This is a genomic window from Alteromonas sp. BZK5, assembly GCF_014349115.1.
Taxonomy (GTDB): Bacteria; Pseudomonadota; Gammaproteobacteria; order Enterobacterales; family Alteromonadaceae; genus Alteromonas; species Alteromonas macleodii.
Genome location: NZ_JACSOE010000073.1, coordinates 1 through 18,284 on the forward strand (window position 1 = coordinate 1; position 18,284 = coordinate 18,284).

The 18,284-nt window shown below is 46.0% G+C and carries 16 protein-coding genes; 11 read left to right on the forward strand and 5 right to left on the reverse strand.

The window, feature by feature from the left end; translation table 11 throughout:
• Positions 1 to 379 precede the first annotated feature (379 nt).
• Both BIZ39_RS16790 and BIZ39_RS16795 read left to right on the forward strand, forming a co-directional pair.
• On the forward strand, positions 380 to 2,371 hold the full coding sequence (locus BIZ39_RS16790; RefSeq protein ID WP_101566441.1) for an alpha/beta hydrolase family protein: 1,992 nt from the start codon (positions 380 to 382) through the stop codon (positions 2,369 to 2,371).
• Between the two features lie 140 nt (positions 2,372 to 2,511).
• Entirely contained in the window at positions 2,512 to 3,759 is a 1,248-nt protein-coding gene (locus BIZ39_RS16795; RefSeq protein ID WP_061096227.1) for a multidrug effflux MFS transporter, read from the forward strand.
• A 146-nt stretch (positions 3,760 to 3,905) separates the two neighbouring features.
• Here the strand turns inward: BIZ39_RS16795 and ilvC are convergent, their stop codons facing one another.
• Entirely contained in the window at positions 3,906 to 5,384 is a 1,479-nt protein-coding gene (gene ilvC / locus BIZ39_RS16800; RefSeq protein WP_187447529.1) for a ketol-acid reductoisomerase, read from the reverse strand.
• A 157-nt stretch (positions 5,385 to 5,541) separates the two neighbouring features.
• On the opposite strand from ilvC, the gene ilvY reads away from it, so the two are divergent.
• Positions 5,542 to 6,414 (forward strand): HTH-type transcriptional activator IlvY, encoded by an 873-nt coding sequence (gene ilvY / locus BIZ39_RS16805; protein WP_049588440.1) that lies wholly within the window; start codon positions 5,542 to 5,544, stop codon positions 6,412 to 6,414.
• A gap of 31 nt (positions 6,415 to 6,445) precedes the next feature.
• Here ilvY and BIZ39_RS16810 read toward each other — a convergent pair whose 3' ends face one another.
• From BIZ39_RS16810 to BIZ39_RS16825, 4 genes are all read right to left on the reverse strand, one after another.
• The gene (locus BIZ39_RS16810; protein ID WP_262385796.1) at positions 6,446 to 7,051 is read right to left on the reverse strand and encodes an ATP-binding protein; all 606 of its coding nucleotides are present in this window, start codon (positions 7,049 to 7,051) and stop codon (positions 6,446 to 6,448) included.
• A gap of 419 nt (positions 7,052 to 7,470) precedes the next feature.
• Positions 7,471 to 7,998 carry a hypothetical protein gene (locus tag BIZ39_RS16815; protein ID WP_187447530.1) on the reverse strand — a complete coding sequence of 176 codons (528 nt, stop codon included), beginning with the start codon at positions 7,996 to 7,998 and terminating at the stop codon, positions 7,471 to 7,473.
• A gap of 116 nt (positions 7,999 to 8,114) precedes the next feature.
• Complete coding sequence (locus BIZ39_RS16820) at positions 8,115 to 8,624, reverse strand: hypothetical protein (RefSeq protein WP_187447531.1); 510 nt, start codon at positions 8,622 to 8,624, stop codon at positions 8,115 to 8,117.
• A 250-nt stretch (positions 8,625 to 8,874) separates the two neighbouring features.
• Positions 8,875 to 9,228, reverse strand: coding sequence for a DUF3147 family protein (locus tag BIZ39_RS16825; RefSeq protein ID WP_163086203.1), 354 nt, complete (start codon positions 9,226 to 9,228; stop codon positions 8,875 to 8,877).
• Between the two features lie 81 nt (positions 9,229 to 9,309).
• Between BIZ39_RS16825 and BIZ39_RS16830 the strand changes: the two genes are divergently transcribed.
• The 8 genes from BIZ39_RS16830 to BIZ39_RS16865 are packed head-to-tail and all read left to right on the forward strand — an operon-like array spanning position 9,310 to position 18,016.
• Complete coding sequence (locus BIZ39_RS16830; RefSeq protein WP_163086200.1) at positions 9,310 to 9,690, forward strand: BlaI/MecI/CopY family transcriptional regulator; 381 nt, start codon at positions 9,310 to 9,312, stop codon at positions 9,688 to 9,690.
• A 5-nt stretch (positions 9,691 to 9,695) separates the two neighbouring features.
• Complete coding sequence (locus BIZ39_RS16835) at positions 9,696 to 10,691, forward strand: M56 family metallopeptidase (RefSeq protein WP_163086198.1); 996 nt, start codon at positions 9,696 to 9,698, stop codon at positions 10,689 to 10,691.
• Between the two features lie 13 nt (positions 10,692 to 10,704).
• The gene (locus BIZ39_RS16840) at positions 10,705 to 11,988 is read left to right on the forward strand and encodes a TolC family protein (protein WP_163086196.1); all 1,284 of its coding nucleotides are present in this window, start codon (positions 10,705 to 10,707) and stop codon (positions 11,986 to 11,988) included.
• An 8-nt stretch (positions 11,989 to 11,996) separates the two neighbouring features.
• Positions 11,997 to 13,238, forward strand: a complete 1,242-nt coding sequence (locus tag BIZ39_RS16845) for an efflux RND transporter periplasmic adaptor subunit (protein ID WP_163086194.1) — start codon at positions 11,997 to 11,999, stop codon at positions 13,236 to 13,238.
• 11 nt (positions 13,239 to 13,249) lie between these two features.
• Entirely contained in the window at positions 13,250 to 16,411 is a 3,162-nt protein-coding gene (locus BIZ39_RS16850; RefSeq protein ID WP_163086192.1) for an efflux RND transporter permease subunit, read from the forward strand.
• Positions 16,401 to 17,096: a HupE/UreJ family protein gene (locus BIZ39_RS16855; protein WP_163086190.1), complete on the forward strand. Its 696-nt coding sequence runs from the start codon at positions 16,401 to 16,403 to the stop codon at positions 17,094 to 17,096. The genes BIZ39_RS16850 and BIZ39_RS16855 overlap by 11 nt, the downstream gene beginning before the upstream one ends.
• 20 nt (positions 17,097 to 17,116) lie before the next feature.
• Positions 17,117 to 17,656, forward strand: coding sequence for a hypothetical protein (locus BIZ39_RS16860; RefSeq protein ID WP_163086188.1), 540 nt, complete (start codon positions 17,117 to 17,119; stop codon positions 17,654 to 17,656).
• Positions 17,657 to 17,683: 27 nt separating this feature from the next.
• Positions 17,684 to 18,016, forward strand: a complete 333-nt coding sequence (locus BIZ39_RS16865; protein ID WP_163086227.1) for a DUF6488 family protein — start codon at positions 17,684 to 17,686, stop codon at positions 18,014 to 18,016.
• Positions 18,017 to 18,284: the final 268 nt, after the last annotated feature.

An 18,284-nucleotide genomic window follows, 5' to 3' on the forward strand; every position in this document is an offset into this window, starting at 1 on the left:
CCTTTCAAATTCCCAGAATGAAGCTAGGAAGCTTGCCAGACCTTCCCGAAGGGCGAGTTTAAAATGTCCGTACTCTTTGTTGTGTCACCTTGATGTAGACCACTATACCTGCGGTAACACGCCGCGATTACGAACATTTTAACTCTCGCTGAGTGGGTAATGATCTATGCGGATTGGTATAGCATGCATTCAACGTATTTTCCTGACTAGAATGCTCTTCTTCAGAACATATCTGGCACATCCACTCACTGAACATAGAGCCTAGTATTGCTTTGTTTTTGTACATATGGGCATGAGTGAGTATACTCTGCGTAACTTAACTTCGAGTTTTTTGCCTAAGCTAAGTTCCACTAACAATAAAAAACAACAAGGGAATGTTATGTCTTCTAATAAGGCTCTCTTACCTACGACACTAGTTACTTTGCTACTGTTGGTTTGCTCTTTCTCCACACTGGGCGCAGATCAAACTAAGGCAGAACCCGAGTACGAAAAATTCAGTTCTTTGCCAACTTATTGGACTCCGTCGCTGTCACCCGATGGCTCAAAAATCGCTTTTGTTCAAAACGTTGAGCAAGAAGAAGCGTTTGCCATGCTTGCCACTTACGACTTAAAAAAGGGTGAAAAGCACTACCTACTGCGATCGGACAATGAACGCGTAAAAATTAACTGGTACAACTGGGTGAACAATGAACGGCTGGTGGTTAGCGCTCGTTACGAAACCCGACGTGGGACCACGAAAGTTCACGACACACGGTTGTTAAGCATTAAGTTTGACGGTGAAGGCGGTGCATTCAACTTGGTTGAATGGGAGAGAATAAAGCGTCGAGCAGGTAACCCGAACCACATTCCTCAATTTCACGATGACGTTATCGACTGGCTGCCTGACGATCCAGAACATATTCTAATTGCCTTAGACGCTGAGGTGTTGGGGCTGCCGTCGGTTTACAAAATCAATGTTAATGATGGTGGCGTAAGTCGCATTATTCGCGGGAAAAAACGCATTAGAGATTGGATGACGGACCAACAAAATAACGTTCGTATAGGTGTTTCGCTTGATTACGATACAGGGGAGCGAGAAGTCTTTCTAAAAGAAGGAGACGATTGGCGCACCTTATTTGCTTACAACGCTATGTCTGACAAGGGTGAATACCCAGTTGGCTTTGCAAAAGACCCAAATATTCTTTATTTCAAAGGTTATAAAGGAGACTTCCGTGCATTGTACACCTTGAACCTTACTACTAATGAGCGAACAGAGGTGTATGCTGATGAAGGGTACGATGTTAATGGTAGCCTTATCTATTCACCGGTTACCCGAGATGCAATAGGAGTACGCCATGACGGTCGACATTATTGGGATGAACGTTACGTTGCTCTTCAAAATGGTATCGATGCTGGTCTTCCTGATTACGACAATACCTTAGTGAGCTTTAGCGACGACGAACAAACATATATTGTTTATTCAGAGTCTGACACCTTACCAGGAGTTTATTTGCTGGGTGACCGTAAAGAAGGCACGTTAGTGATGCTTTTTGAGCAATATGCTCAAATAGACCCGGCAAAATTATCTGAGCATACGTTAATTGAATATGAAGCCAGAGACGGCATCAAAATCGAAGCGTATTTGACTTTACCAAAAGGCGAAGGCCCGTTTCCTACCATTATTCATCCCCACGGTGGCCCTGGAGCAAGAGATTTCAGTGGTTTCGACTATTGGACAGCATATTTTACGTCGAAAGGTTATGCAGTACTAAGGCCTAACTTTAGAGGTTCTAGAGGGTATGGGTACAGCTTTGCGCAAAGCCAAATGAAAGGCTGGGGCTTGGCTATGCAAGATGATATCACCGATGCGGCAAACTGGATGGTAGAGCAGGGGCACGCTGAGAAAGACAACATGTGTATTGTGGGCGCTAGCTATGGCGGTTACGCCGCCCTGATGGCAACTGTCAAAACCCCGGATCTGTTTAAGTGTGCGGTGAGCTTTGCTGGCGTAAGTTCACTTAAACACGTCATTATTCATTCTCGCCGTTTCCTGAACAACGAATTTGTGAAAAACCAAATTGGGGATGATTATGATGACCTTGAAGCGCGCTCGCCTTACTACAATGCGAAAGGGATAAAGACGCCAATTTTGCTGGTACATGGAGAGGAAGATAGAGTTGTCCCTCCACTTCATAGTCGCTACATGGCTGACGAGTTAGATGATTACGACAAGGTCTACAAATATGTAGAGCTTGAAAGTGGCGACCACAATTTGTCTATTCAGCGAAATCGTCATATTTTCTTTAAGGAAATGGATGCATTTTTAGACCAACACCTTAGGCCAGCGAGTAAAGCGAGTGCTGCAACGGCAAACGTTTCAGCTTCCGAGTAACACCCGTTAAATGCACCAGTATTTACGACAAGATTTTGCTTGGCTGGCGGCTTTTTAACCAAGTTTCAGGTATACTCAACAAGGCGCGTTAATTTCGCGCCTTTTTAATTTCCCCCACTTTATTTCATATTCGAGACTTTATGCCCCAGACTTCTAATGGCGTATCTGAGGATACTGCAGTTGTGCAAAAGCCAGCGCTTGGCCTTGTTGAATTTGTTGCGCTAATGGCTACGATGACATCCCTTGTCGCGTTGAGCATTGACGCTATGCTGCCTGCGTTGATTCAAATTGGCGAGTCACTACAGGTCGCCGAGGCGCATCAAACCCACTTAATCGTTACCGTGTTCTTTTTAGGCATGGCACTGGGTCAAATGTTCTTTGGGCCTTTTTCCGATAGCCGCGGCCGTCGCCTAACTATATTAGTGGGCCTGTGTATTTTCGCCTTAGGTACATTTGTTTGCATGATGGCCACCAATTTGGAGACCATGCTGGTAGGTCGCGTTATTCAAGCATTTGGGGTGTCTGGGCCACGAATAGCCTCTATGGCAATTATTCGCGACCTTTACGTTGGCGATGCGATGGCAAAAGTCATGTCGTTTATCATGATGGTGTTTATATTAGTGCCTATGTTGGCGCCTATTATTGGGCAAACGGTGATGGAGTTGACCTCATGGTTCCATATTTTCACTATGTTTCTCATTGTGGCTACCATGGCCGGCATTTGGTTTTTTTCTCGTCAAGGGGAAACCCTGCCAAGAGCAAGGCGTAAAAAGTTTTCATGGGCGCAGTTTTTTGCATCGTCAAAGTTCATTCTCACTAACCCAGCAGTGATGGGTTACACCTTTGCCATGGGCTGTATTTTTGGGGCATTCCTGGCGTATTTAAGTGCTTCGCAAACCATATTTACTGTGTTTTACAACGTAGGTGAATGGTTTCCCTACATCTTTGCAACGCTTGCTTTTTCAATTGGTCTCGCCTCTTACTTTAACGGCAAAATGGTAATGCGTTTTGGGATGCGCAAGCTTTGTCGTTTTGCACTTAAAGGGGTTAACGGGTTTGCCGTTGTGTATTTAGTGTTACTGTTGGCGTACGACGGCTTGCCGCCTTTAATTCCTACGGTTGCGGTTATGTTTGTAGGCTTTTTCTTTGTGGGCATACTGTTTGGTAACTTAAACGCCATGGCGATGCAGCCGCTTGGCGATATGGCAGGTTTAGGCGCGGCCATAATTGGCTCATTTTCTAGCCTTTTCTCGGTGCCTGTTGCACTGTTTGTCGACAGTTTCTTAAATGGAAATTTAATGCCTATCGGCTGGGGATTTCTCGTCTTTTTTGCTTTGTCTTACGTATCCGTACGCTATGCTGAGCGCGTTCGTGAAGGTTCTATTTAGAAGGTGTATCGGCGTGTCGCAGTGGTCAGTTGCGTAAGAAAGATACTTATTAGCAGGCTTACGGACATAAAAAAGCCCGACCAAAACGGTCGGGCAAGAGGGCTTAGTTAAGCACCTAACGACAGAAACTGTCCTAACCTCTGCTCTTACACTACTATGGCCTTCATGTCAGTCATGTAGCCACGTAAGGTCTTACCTACCGATTCCACACCGTGTGAGCGGATGGCTTCGTTAATTTCAACAAGGCGTTTGTTCTCTACCTGATTAGAAGTAGCGGCTAAACCCTTACCGATAACGCTGGTATCAATGGTAGGCATAAATTTCTCACGCAAAATTGGAATTGCTGCGTTAGCAAACAAATAGTTTCCGTATTCTGCTGTGTCTGAAATAACCACGTTCATTTCATACAAACGCTTACGTGCGATTGTGTTAGAAATAAGCGGTGTTTCATGCAGTGATTCATAGTACGCAGACTCAGGTAAAATACCGGCTTCAACCATTACGTCGAACGCAACTTCAACACCGCACTTGATCATGGCAACCAGTAAGATGCCGTGGTCAAAGAATTCTTGTTCACTGATTTCACCTTCATAAGCCGGTGCGTTTTCAAACGCGGTTTCACCGGTTTCTTCACGCCACTTAAGCAGGTTCGCATCGCCATTGGCCCAATCTTCCATCATGGTGCGAGAGAACTCACCGCTGATGATGTCGTCTTGGTGCTTTTCAAATAGCGGACGAAGTAAATCAGTTAACTGCTCAGAAAGCTCAAACGCTTTCACTTTCGCAGGGTTTGAAAGACGGTCCATCATGTTAGTCACACCGCCAATCTTAAGTGCTTCAGTAATAGCTTCTAGGCCGTACTGAATAAGTGCACCTGCGTATCCTGGCTCGATACCGTCATCAACCATTTTTTCAAACGCAAGTACCGCTGCAACTTGTTGCATACCACACAAAATGGTCTGCTCGCCCATGAGGTCAGATTTAACTTCAGCCACAAATGATGACTCAAGTACGCCTGCGCGGTCACCGCCCGTTGCACTTGCAAGTGCTTTGGCTTGATCCCAACCTTTACCTTCAGGGTCGTTTTCTGGGTGTACAGCAATCAGAGTTGGTACACCGAAGCCACGCTTATATTCTTCACGTACTTCAGAACCCGGGCTTTTCGGCGCACACATGATTACTGTGATATCGCTACGGATTTGCTGCCCTTCTTCAACGATATTGAAACCGTGAGAGTAACCTAGCGTTGCACCTTCTTTCATAAGCGGCATAACGGCTTCGACTACGCTAGCGTGCTGCTTATCAGGTGTTAAGTTATATACTACGTCTGCTTCTGGAATGAGCTGTTGGTAAGTACCAACGGTAAATCCGTTACTGGTTGCGCGCTTATATGAGTCGCGTTGCTCATCAATGGCTGCTTGACGCAGCGCATAAGAAACATCTAACCCTGAGTCACGCATATTCAAGCCTTGGTTAAGGCCCTGCGCGCCGCAGCCTACAATGACAATTTTCTTGCCTTTTAAGAACTGACAACCGTCAGCGAATTCATCGCGTGCCATGAAACGGCAGCGGCCAAGCTGATCTAACTGCTGGCGAAGTGACAGGGTGTTGAAATAATTAGCCATAAAAATTTCCGAACAACATTCATTTTTGTCAATATCAAACACCGACCTTGGTGTTGACAGACCTCGTCTATGACGACTTGATATTGAGACTAAAAGATTTCTTTTGTTTTGGAAAATGATATATTTGCAAGATAATGTTGCATAAAGTGAAATATTTATGGATTTTCGCAGTCTACAGCTGTTCAATCACCTAGCTACCAGCCTACATTTTGGCATTACCGCCGAGGCCATGTATGTGTCGCCTTCTACATTAAGCCGCGTGATTCAGCGCCTTGAGGACGAGTTAAGCTGTACACTGTTTAAACGTGATAACCGCAAAGTGGCGCTAACCCACAGTGGGCACAAGCTGCTGTCTTTTTCAAAGCAAGCGCTGAAGGATTGGCAGCAGCTAAAGGTCGACTTAAAAGAAGATAACGACGCATTGCAGGGAGAGCTCAGCGTATTTTGCTCGGTTACCGCTAGTCAAAGCCACTTACCCGCTATGCTTAGACAGTTCAGGCAACAGCACCCGGGTGTTGATATACGCCTAATTACCGGCGATCCTGCCCTTGCGATAGAAAAAGTGAAAGGCAAACAGTGCGACTTATCTATTGCTATCTACACCCCTGATATGCCGACAGATTTACATTTCACCGCGCTTGATAATGTACCTTTGGTACTTATTGCTCCAAGAGAGTGGCGACTTACTCAACTAAGCCAGTTGGACTGGACCAAACATCAGGTGATTATGCCTGAAACCGGCCCAACCCGTCGTACTGCCTACCACTGGTTTGCTGAACACGGTATTCGTCCAAATGTGTATGCTTATGTCGGCGGTAACGAGGCTATCGTGAGCATGGTTGCACTTGAATGTGGTGTGGGTTTTGTGCCTAAAGTGGTACTTGATCACTCCAGTATGGCCAATGCTGTAACCCAAATACCTGTTGAAGATATTGAGCCTTATGCTTTAGGTTTATGCTGCTTGCAGGATAAGCAAAACGAGCCGCTTATAAACGCCTTTATGCAGCTTAATTTGCAAACTCGTGGGTAAATTTAGGATATAAGTTGTATTTAGCTTGTAATCAGCTGGCGCTCAACTGCTTAATAAGATTATCGAGGGCGCGATAGCCTAATGCTTCTGCAATGTGTGCCCGCGATACGGCGTGCTCATCTTCAAGATCTGCAATGGTTCTTGCCACTTTTAACGTGCGATGAAACACCCGCATAGACAAATTAAGCTGTTTAGCAGCGGCTTGTAGAAACTGCAAATCAGCGTCATCTAGGAAACATATATCGGCAAGCTCACCCGCGTGCAGCGCACCATTTGGCTTACCTTGCCGTAGCCCTTGTTTGTGAAGCGCTGCAATGACCCGCTCTCGCGTTGTATGTAACGAATCGTCAGGTCTATTGGCACGCTCTGGCAGGTCGTAGTCAGGTAGCCGAGGCACTTCGACTTGTATATCAATTCTATCAAGCAGTGGTCCCGATAACCGGTTCAAGTAGTTGAGCTGTTGCTGCGGGGTTAGTCGGTTATCATCAATATCACCCGTCGGGCTTGGATTCATCGCCGCTACTAGTTGAAAGTTGGCGGGGTATGTGGCGCTTCCTGAAGCACGAGACAAATGCACGTCGCCGGTTTCAAGTGGCTCGCGCAATACATCCAGTGCCTTTCGCCCAAATTCAGGCATTTTCCTAATAATGGGTTTAAGTTGTAAATATTGTCAATTCGAATGTTTAATTGCATACCTTTGACTAGCAGATTGCAGTGACCTTAACCACAAAAACTCAACCTATGTTATGAAATTTGCCAGCGTTGAGTGACATCCTACAAAGCGGTTATTTTGCTAACGTATTTTTGCCCCATTATCAGTTTACGTAAATACTCTAAGGCGGCTTTGACGTAAGCGGACCTTCAAATATGGGGCGCAGACGAAAATGGCGAAGCCGCCCTGTGTTTTTTGCGCCCCAACGACCGAAGGAAGTGCCAACAGCGTTTTGTTATGGCTTTTCCCCCGGTGGCTTTGGTTTGGGAACATTGTGGTTCCTTACATTACGAGGTCCCGGCGGTGGCGGCGGAGGTGGTGGTTGTTTAGACATTTTTAACCTCTTAAGTTAAAGCCATTATTTTTAAAACGATGGTTGCGATTAAAGCTAGGAATAAACTAACGCTCAATGCTCTTACCGTAAAGTAAAGTTGCTCCGAGCGATAGTCATTATTTTTTGCATTGAAGGAGCCATATTCTGTGTAACTTTGTAGAAGAAATTTATTGAAGTAAGACTTTACAAGATCTTCTTTTTCGTCAAATCCTGCGTAAGTTGACTCTAAACTTTGGTAGTAGTCCTCTATGTCCTCCGCCGTAGGCATATACTGGTCGACCAACCCAGACCAGCAATTTTTAAAATGATAGCACGCAACAAACAACGAAATAGATGCAAATAATAGGAGTATATAAAAAACGAAGTTTTCACAGGTAGTGAAAGAGTTTGTGTCAAAATTAAATACATATGACAGAAGCCCGAAAATGGCGACAATGACTGCCATGGGTAGATTCAGACGAGCATTAATTTTTTCTCTTCGCTCTATCTCAAAAAGATACATCTTTTCATAAAGCTTTAAATTTTCATCATTTTTCAATTTGAATTATCCTTGAAGCTAATGCCAACGCCACCAAAAGGGGCCGAGCGAAGCGAAGTCCAGCCCAATGCGGTCTTTTGCATTGCGCGATTGTGCTTGGCCTTTTAGGCAAGACGCTACAATTCCGCTTTGTTCGTGATTTTATTCATTGTTTTTACTAAGTTTTCAAATCTTTGTACCTCTGATAGAAAACTATGCAAATAACCAAGAGAGCCCATTATGGAAACCATGCATAAAGCGGCCTCTTCAGACATCCCGTCTATTACTCTGGTTTCTGGGCCAAATTCGTGATCATAGATAGACGCTAAAGATTTGACCGCTTTTTCTCTTCTATCAGGATCTAAAGAATGGGATAGCGCATTTCTTAGCACATTAATCTTTTTAATAAGATTCCACATATTATTATTGTTATCGTTAACAGAAATGGCTTTACATAACTCAAGCTTTTGGTGAAATTGAAGCTTGGCATTTTCTATATGCTCACCGTGCAAAACGAAAGCCTCAAGCGCTTGGTTCATCAAATCTTCAGCTACAAGATGCCCCTTAAGAAGTATCTGAGCAGAATCATCTACGTACTTAACTTCTTCGGAAAATTTATTCTGGATATCTTCTAGTGTCATCGCCATACGATTTGCCTAACAGCTTATTATTGAGACTTCATAGTAACACCCGTTTCCTCTGAAAAACCATTACCTGAGTCTTCAGAAGAAGGAACTTTAGAGGTCCGCTTCACGTCTTAGCGGACGTTGGACATAACTTTTGCGGAAGTCCGCTTCAGACAAATAGCAGACGGTCAATGTCGAGATGTCGAACCACCGATTTGTGTCAAAATCGGACATTCAAAAATGTTAAGAAAATGCCAATCTATTTAGTAAGTTAAGATATCAGATTGATTCCAATTAGCTTGAGAACAAGTGCAAATACCCCAAAACACACCACTGTTATCCCAGCACTCATCGCTAATGCCGGCCAAAAGCCAAAGCGATGAAGAAGTGATGGAAAGATCAGAAACATTGGTAATGTAGGTACAACGTACCAGAAAGTATACCAAGCATGGTTGGCTATCTTTTCCATCGGTTGCTTTTCAACGTACAGCCAGATCATGGCTAGAATGGTTACCATCGGGAGTGCCACAATAAGTGCGCCTAGCTTATCACTGCGCTTTGCAACTTCAGAAGCAGCGACGACGACTGCCGCAGTCACTAAATACTTTGTAATTAACCAACCCATATTACCTCCACCTCAAAAAACCGATTGCCTATCGGTTTTTTTTTTGTAACTATAACACTATTATTGGAAGAGAATAGTGTTATGCAGTTAGGTGAATTAGAAAAACAGGTTTTGCAGTATCTGTGGAATGCGTCTGAAGCTGACGCGAAACAAGTACATGCCGTGCTTGGGCAGTCTCGTGGGAATTCACTCAATACCATTCAGAGCACCTTGGATCGCTTGTTTAAAAAAGGTTTGTTGAGCCGAACCAAACAGGGGCACGCCTATTGTTACCGAGCAAAAGTAGACAGGGAAGCATTGATAGCGACGCTTATCACCAACGTGACCAGCGATTTTGTTGAAGACGGTGAGCATAGCTTGATTGCAGCATTCAGCTCAGCTTCTGCCAATCTGGATGATGCCCAACTTGATAAGCTGGAACAGTTGATAGAACAACAACGCAAGTTGCGCAAAGGGAACTAACGAACATGTTGGTGGGAAATATGGCAATAACACTGAATTTACTGAGCATTGCTGTGCTGGTATTTGCTATCAGTGTGGTTTTCATTGCCGTTATTTCACCATTCACTCTTCACCGAATAGCACAATTCACCTTTGGGATTCGCAAAGTCATCTTGTGGTCATTAGTGACTGCGCCGTGGTGGATCGCAATCAGTTGCGTAGGATTTTTCTGGCCGAGGCAGCAAGACATATTCCCCGCGGCTTTGCTAAACGACTTTGCGCACTGGCACCACGTCGATATTTTTAGTTTCACCAGTTGGCATGCTGTTACCTTGTTATCGGCCTCTGCATATTTGCTCTGGTCAGTGACAAGAACCGTTTATATTCGTAGAAAGCAAGCATCATCGATGGCAGATTTGATTGGCTTATCTGATATCAAATTACAGCATATCAACGGTAAGCAGGGGTATTATTCGTTACCGCTGCCAATACCGGCAGCCTTTACCACAGGGCTGCTGTCTCCGAAAATCTATGTTACAACCGCGCTCAAAGAACGGGTTAATGAGCAGGAGTTGGATATCATCGTCCGCCATGAAATAGCGCATGTTGAATCGCGCGATCCTTTATTCAAAGTTGTCTTTGCGACATTTGCGGCTTTTTTCCCTATTACTGCGACGCGTGAACTTATCAAGCAATTTACTTTATTGACCGAGCAGATGGCAGATAGTGCGGTGACCAAGGAATATGACAACTTAGATGTTGCTCAAACCTTGATTAATGTCGCACGCATGCAGCGAAGTGTAGACTCCATGCACAACAACATGGGCTGCGATGGCTTGCAAACGAGCTATTTCGGTAATGATCAAACCAGTGTGCGCGTGCAAAGCCTTATTAGCCCGGTGATGTCTTCGTCCCGACTAGCAATGGGCTTTGCAATCATATTGTTTGCTTCTGCGCCTCTGTTAACCGCTTCTACGGTTGATAGTCTCCACCACATTATCGAAACCTTTTTCACCCATTAAGTAAGGACTGGGAATGAAAGAAATTCTTTGTAAACGCAAGACTAAAAAACCGATTGGCTATCGGTTTTCTGCTGTACTTGCCGGAGTTGGTTTACTCTTATCAGCGACAGCCGCATCAGAGGAAACTTCTCAGGTTATCAGCCTACCTGAAGCCGTGATGATGACCTTAAATTATCACCCAGAATTGAAGGCTTTACTGTCACAGGAGCAGGTTTGGCAGGGGCGTATTCAACAAGCTGGTGTCGGTGAACGTCCCCAAATTGGGCTGATGATTGAAGATGCGATGGGTACGGGTGAACATAGTGCGCTAAAAAGCACGCAATCAACACTGACGTATTCGTGGTTGTTACAGCAGGAACAAATCGATAGCAGGGTGAATGCCGCAAAAAGCGAAGCCACAAAACTGGTACTTGAAAAGCAGATTAAAGCACTCGATTTGTCTGCATTGGTGGCCAAGCACTATATCGACATTCTGGTTAAGCAAGAGCGTCTTAAGCTAAATCAGATGGCCGCAACTCAGGCAGAAGAAGTGGTAGAAGCGATAGCTAAGCGAGTGAAAGCAGGTAAGAGCTCAAGTGTTGAGGTACAACTGGCAAAAGCAGAGCTGATACGCCGGGAATTGGCCGTAGAAGACGTAGAACATGAACTCAAGGCCAGTCAGTATCAACTGGCCTCTCTGTGGGGTAAACCTGCTCAGAACTATCATCTGAACGGCAATTTGCTCAGCGTACCGGCTGTTCCATCGGTTGAAAACCAACTGGCCCTGCTCAAGCAAAATCCTCGCTTACAACAGTTCGTTAGCGACCAGCGTATCGCCCAGTCGCAAATGGAACTGGCACGAATAGAAGCTAAACCCCAATGGCAGTTCACAGCCGGACTACGCCGCTATGAAGCGACCGATGATTTTGGTTTGGTTGCCGGGATTTCCATTCCGTGGGGCGATGGCAACCGCAATGCCGGGATGATTGCAGCTCTGCAAGCAGAGCAGGATGTATTAGCCAGCGAACAAAGTGCGTTGATGCAATCATTGGACGCACAACTTTATGTATTGCTACAGGAAATGGCGCATTCACAGCACGTGATACACACCGTGCAAACAGACATTGTGCCCACGTTGGAAACTGCCTTATCTGAAGCAAATAATGCTTTTGAAAAAGGCCAACTTAGTTACAACCAATACAGCGGCGTGCGCCGAGAATTACTTAGCGCACAAACACAGTTGCTTGAAGCGTTTGAAAGCCTGCATTTGCAGCATATTGAAATTCAACGCCTGACCGGTACATCCCTATCTCAGTGAGACAAATTATGAAAAACAATAAAATCCTTTCGTCATTGAGTTTGGCGATGTTATTAAACCTCAGCTTAGACTTAGTCAGCCTTCCGGTAATGGCATCATCTGCGCCTGCTGCTGAACAGCCTGAACCAGAAAAAGGCCCACATCGGGGACGTATGTTACGTGATGGTGATTTCGCTTTGGAGTTGTCAATTTTCGAAACGGGCGTTCCTCCTGAATTTCGTGTTTGGCTCACCAAAGAAGGCCAACCTATCGATCCAAAGTCGGTAGATTTGAACGTTAAATTGACCCGCTTGGGTAATGTTGTTGATGACATTAATTTCTATGTTCAAGGTGATTTCCTGCGCGGTGACATGGAAATCTATGAACCCCATTCTTTTGTGGTCACCATCGAAGCTAAGCATCAGGGTAAATCCTACCGCTGGCAATATGACAACTTCGAAGGGCGTACCATTATTGAGCAAGCTGTGGCAGAGGCAATGGATATTCAAACGGCTATCGCAGGACCTGCGACCCTGCATCAAACTATCCCTGCCTACGGCACGTTGGCACTGCCTGTGGGGGCGCAACGTTCTGTTTCGGCTCGATTTGATGGGGAAATTACCAAATTGCATGTGGGTTTCGGTGAAGAGGTGAAGAAAGGGCAAACGCTGTTAACGGTAGAAAGTAATGAGAGCCTGAAGCCTTATCAAGTTAAAGCGCCGTCGGATGGCGTTATCACAGAGCAGTTTGCGAATGCGGGAGAACAAACTGCCAGCCGCACCTTACTGAGCATTACAGATAGCAGCCAATACATTGCAAAGCTGGCTGTTTATCCAAGCGATTATCAAAAAGTCTGTAAAGGTTCAGTGGTGAACTTGCAGGTTGAAGGTGTGGATAGAAACTACCAAGGCACCATTTCGTTTATCGAACCAAAGGTGCGGTATGATCAGGCTCGCATCGTGTGGGTAACCTTACCTAACGAAAAGGGTGAATTGACCACTGGCAGCTTCGTTCGAGCGCATATTGAAGTCGCTACCATAGACGTACCACTGGCGGTTAAGCGCGTTGGTTTACAAGGTTTTCGCGATTTTACGGTGGTTTATGCCAAAGTCGGTGAACAGTATGAAGTACGTATGCTGGAGTTGGGACGTGAGGGCGGAGAATGGGTTGAAGTGCTCGGCGGATTGAATCCGGGCACCGAGTATGTAACCGAGAACAGCTACATCTTAAAAGCCGACATTGAAAAGTCGGGCGCATCACACGACCACTAGGAGCGTAAATCATGTTGGAATCGATTTTACGCTTTTCGATAAAGCGAAAATTTCTTGTGTTGGTGATGGTAATGGCTGTTGCCGGACTGGGGATATGGAATTTCACTAAGTTGCCGATTGATGCGGTGCCAGATATCACCAATGTACAGGTGATGATCAACACTGAAGCAGCAGGTTATACACCGCTTGAGATAGAGCAACGGGTCACATTTCCATTGGAAACCGCTCTGGCAGGCTTGCCGGGGCTGACCTATACCCGCTCTGTCTCGCGCTATGGGTTATCTCAGGTAGTCGCCATATTCAGTGACGAGACGGATGTGTACTTTGCTCGCCAGTTGGTGAATGAACGATTATCCGCCGCCCGTTCTGAACTGCCGACAGGATTGGAGCCTCAGCTTGGCCCCATTGCTACGGGCTTGGGTGAAATATTCATGTTCACCGTAGATGCCGAACCTGATGCCACCCATGCAGATGGTTCGCCCATCACACCGATGGATTTACGCACAGTTCACGACTGGACTATCAGGCCACAGTTGATGCGTGTGCCGGGTGTAGTGGAAGTAAACCCTATTGGTGGGTTTGAACGTGAAATACTGATTGCCTTCAAACCTGAAAAGCTGCTGGCATTTGGTTTAACCCAAGCGGATGTGGTCGATGCCATTGCCAGCAACAACCAGAATCAAGGCGCAGGTTTTATTGAACAAAACGGTGCGCAGTGGCTGCTCAGAATACCCGGACAGGCCGAAGATATTGCGGCAATAGGCCGTATTCCACTGAAATCGACTAAAGGTTCTGCGCTGACCATTAAGGACGTTGCGGATATTGAAAATGGTCAGGGTTTACGTACCGGTGCTGCAACGCAAAATGGCCGCGAAGTGGTCATGAGTACCGTGTTCATGTTGATTGGCGAGAACAGTCGTACCGTGGCGCATACCGTCGGCGAGAAGCTGAAAGAAATCAACGCTAGTCTGCCCGAAGGCATTGTGGCTACCGCTGTTTATGACCGCACTAAACTTGTAGATAAAACCTTACAGACAGTTCAAACCAACCTGTTGGAAGGGGCGCTTCTAGTTATTGTGGTGCTGTTTGTTCTTTTAGGTAACTTCCGGGCAGCCTTTTTAACCGCGCTGGTGATCCCCTTTGCCATGTTAATGACCATTACCGGCATGGTTCAGACCCGCGTAAGTGCTAATCTGATGAGCCTTGGAGCACTCGATTTCGGCTTGTTGGTTGATGGTGCGATTATTATTGTTGAGAACTGTTTGCGCAGGCTCAGCCAAAGTGCTCCATCTTCGGACCAAGAGCACGCCCCATTACCACTTAGAGAGCGCATGGAGTTGGTGTTTGACGCTACCCGTGAAGTGATCCGCCCGGCTTTGTTTGGTGTGTTTATCATCACAGCCGTTTACCTGCCCATTTTTGCGCTGGAAGGTGTGGAAGGCAAAATGTTCCACCCTATGGCGATTACTGTTGTCATCGCTTTATTAAGTGCGATGTTGCTCTCCGTCACCTTTGTACCCGCTACCATTGCGTTGTTGTTTAAAAAGCCAGTCAAAGAAAAACACAGTGCGCTGATTCGTGGAGCCGGAGTCTTATATCGTCCTGCGTTAAGCTGGGTGCTGAAAGGCCGTTGGATAGTTGTATTAGCTGCGTCACTAATGGTGGTGGTATTTGGCTATCAGGCAACCAGACTAGGAAGCGAATTTGCCCCCAATCTGGATGAAGGGGATATTGCTATGCACGCTCTGCGCATTCCGGGTACGTCACTGAGTCAGGCTATTGCGTTACAGGAAACGCTGGAAAACAAAATTAAGCAGATGCCGGAAGTAGAGCGAGTGTTTGCCAAAATCGGCACCGCTGATGTGGCTACTGATGCCGTTCCACCCAGTGTGGCGGATAACTTCATTATTTTAAAATCCCGTGAGCAATGGCCTGATCCTGATAAGCCGAAAGAGCTAATTGTCGAAGAGCTCGCAGCTCTGGTTGCGCCCATACCCGGCAACCGCTACGAATTTCTGCAACCCATTCAGATGCGCTTTAACGAGCTACTGGCTGGCGTTCGGGCTGAGCTGGCCATCAAGGTATTTGGAGACGACTTTGATATTCTCACAGGTTTAGGCGCCGAAATTGAATCTGCTATTTCTCAGATAGAAGGCATTGCCGATATTCAGGTTGAACAGACTACCGGCTTACCCATGCTGAATATTGTGCCTGACCATCAAAAACTCATGCAGCACGATATCAGTCTTGGTGATGTGCAGTCGCAGGTAGCTACCGCTATGGGCGGCACAGTTGCCGGTAAGTTTTATCAGGGCGATGTTCGCTCAGACATTGTTGTGCGCTTAGGCGAATCACGCCGACAGGATATTGATGCGCTTAATTACCTACCCATAACGTTGCCCGATGGTCATAGCATTCCGCTACAAGAATTGGTGTCGCTGGAGCTGGTGTCCGGGGCCAACCAGATAAACCGGGAAAATGGCAAACGCCGGGTGGTGGTCACCGCCAATGTGCGTGGACGTGATTTAGGTAGCTTTGTGGCTGATATTCAGCAAGCTGTGGCGGAAAAAGTCGAAATTCCGGCAGGTTACTGGGTAGAGTACGGTGGCACTTACCAGAAGCTACAGTCGGCTTCCAAGCGCCTTAGTATTGTTGTACCGGTTACCTTGCTAATGATCATCGGTTTGCTGATTTTAGCACTGAACTCGTTTAAAGACGCGATGATCATCTTTACCGGAGTGCCACTGGCATTAACGGGCGGAATTGCTGCGCTTTTATTGCGTGATATCCCATTTTCCATCTCGGCGGCGGTGGGTTTTATCGCCTTGTCTGGTATCGCCATTTTGAATGGTCTGGTAATGGTGTCTTTTATCCGTGAATTACGCAAAGAAGGCGTGAATCTGAATCAGGCCATTTTTGACGGTGCGTTAACGAGATTGCGCCCGGTATTAACGACCGCATTGGTGGCATCACTGGGATTCATCCCGATGGCGCTCAATACCGGCATTGGCTCTGAAGTTCAGCGTCCATTGGCTACGGTGGTGATAGGCGGGATCATTTCATCCACCTTGCTTACCCTGTTCGTTATTCCGGCCTTATATCGCATTTTACACAAAGAAAAGGAGTCACTTTTGACTGACACAGAAGTATTGGAGTCGTCTGATGCCAAATAGTCTTATTAAACTCAGCTTAACTCTGCTGCTGGGCGCATTAGCCTTGATCAGCATTGATGTATTCGCACATGGGGTGGACGATAATACTCGCGCATTTCTGGAACAAAACCAAGGTGTGCAGTTTATTCCGTTTTTGTACATCGGGGCTAAGCATATGATCACCGGCTATGACCATTTGCTGTTCTTGGTGGGTGTGATCTTCTTTCTGTACCGCAGCAAGGAAGTACTGCTGTACGTGACCATGTTTACTATTGGTCACAGCACAACCTTACTGTTTGGTGTGCTGAGCGATATTCAGGTTAACGCCTATCTGATTGACGCTGTCATAGGTTTATCTGTCGTTTACAAAGGCTTTGATAACTTAGGTGGTTTCAAACGCTGTTTTAACTGGCAACCCAACACGCAATGGGCGGTACTGATCTTTGGCTTATTTCACGGTTTTGGATTGGCAACCAAATTACAGGAATTCCATTTACCGGAAGAGGGGCTTATTACTAATCTGATTGCCTTTAACATCGGAGTTGAACTGGGCCAGTTTGCAGCACTCGTGTTTATCCTGATCGCCATCAACGCTTGGCGAAAACTGCCTTCGTTCCAGCGGTTCTCTACCGTGACCAACACGGCGCTGATGAGTGCTGGTGTCATGTTGATGGGATATCAGCTTACCGGCTACATCGTTAATTAAACTTATAACAAGAGAATATTATGCAACACACTGTTAGTACAAAAACCTTAGTCAAAGCCAGTATCACCGCAACAATTGTGGCGGCAATTGCGTTGGTGACTTTTATTCTTCCAGCGGAATACAACATCGACCCAACAGGAATCGGGCAAAAACTAGGGCTGACGACCCTAGCACAAGCGAATGAATCTGATGTTGTTGTTTCTACCAACAATGCTGATACCAATACTTCAGGCAGTCAGGAATTTAAGACCATTGAAGTCGTCGTGCCAGCCGGACGCGGTGTCGAATACAAATTTGCCATGCAGCAATATGCAAAAATGACTTATGAATGGCTGACCGACGGTGAAGCCCTTTATTTCGATTTACATGGTGAGCCGGAAGGCGATACCACCGGGTATTTCGAGAGCTATACCATAGCGACATCCAATGAGATGAAAGGAAGCTTTACTGCTCCTTTCGCCGGTTCACATGGTTGGTATTGGAAAAACAAATCGGACAAGCCTATTGCTGTGCAGCTTTTGGTAAAGGGCGAATACCAAGTAATTGGTCTGAAGCAATAAATCAACTTATTAAAATTGGAGAATATGATGAAAAAAACGTTATCAGCAGTGGTACTTTGCTGCACATTAATCAGTGGTAGTGCTCTGGCACATGGCGATCATGGTGTCATCAGCGGCCAGAAAGCCATCAGCATTGCAGCTAAATCTGTGACGCAAATGACCTTCAAAGATTTTGGCTTTGAAGTGGGTAAACTGGATGAATCGTGGAAAGACTTGACGCCTGAAAAGTTCAGTGTCGTTAGTGTTGAAGAAGAGTTCTATGTGGTAAGTGCCTCAAATTCTGATGCTGCCAAGCAAGTCTTTTTCAAGATAGCCAACAATGGTCAGGTACTGGGTGTAAAAGCTAAGAACGACTTTTAAAGACGAGGATGTAGGTGGGCACTGAGAGTTGACGCCCAGTGTCTATCCATCATTTCTAGCAATATAGGTGTATCCCTTTTTGCAGACTGCTTCAATGAAAAGCGTTTACCCCGAACTTCCGCTTTCACTCATTGCCGTCATTAGAATCTCAATCTTCCAGCGACCGCTTTACGTACGGAGCAGCCCAACAGCATCGGAGGCACCTTGAGACAATAGTAACCAGACTGTCACTATCGGCTTATGCAGTGATGAGCTTCAGTCTCTCTGT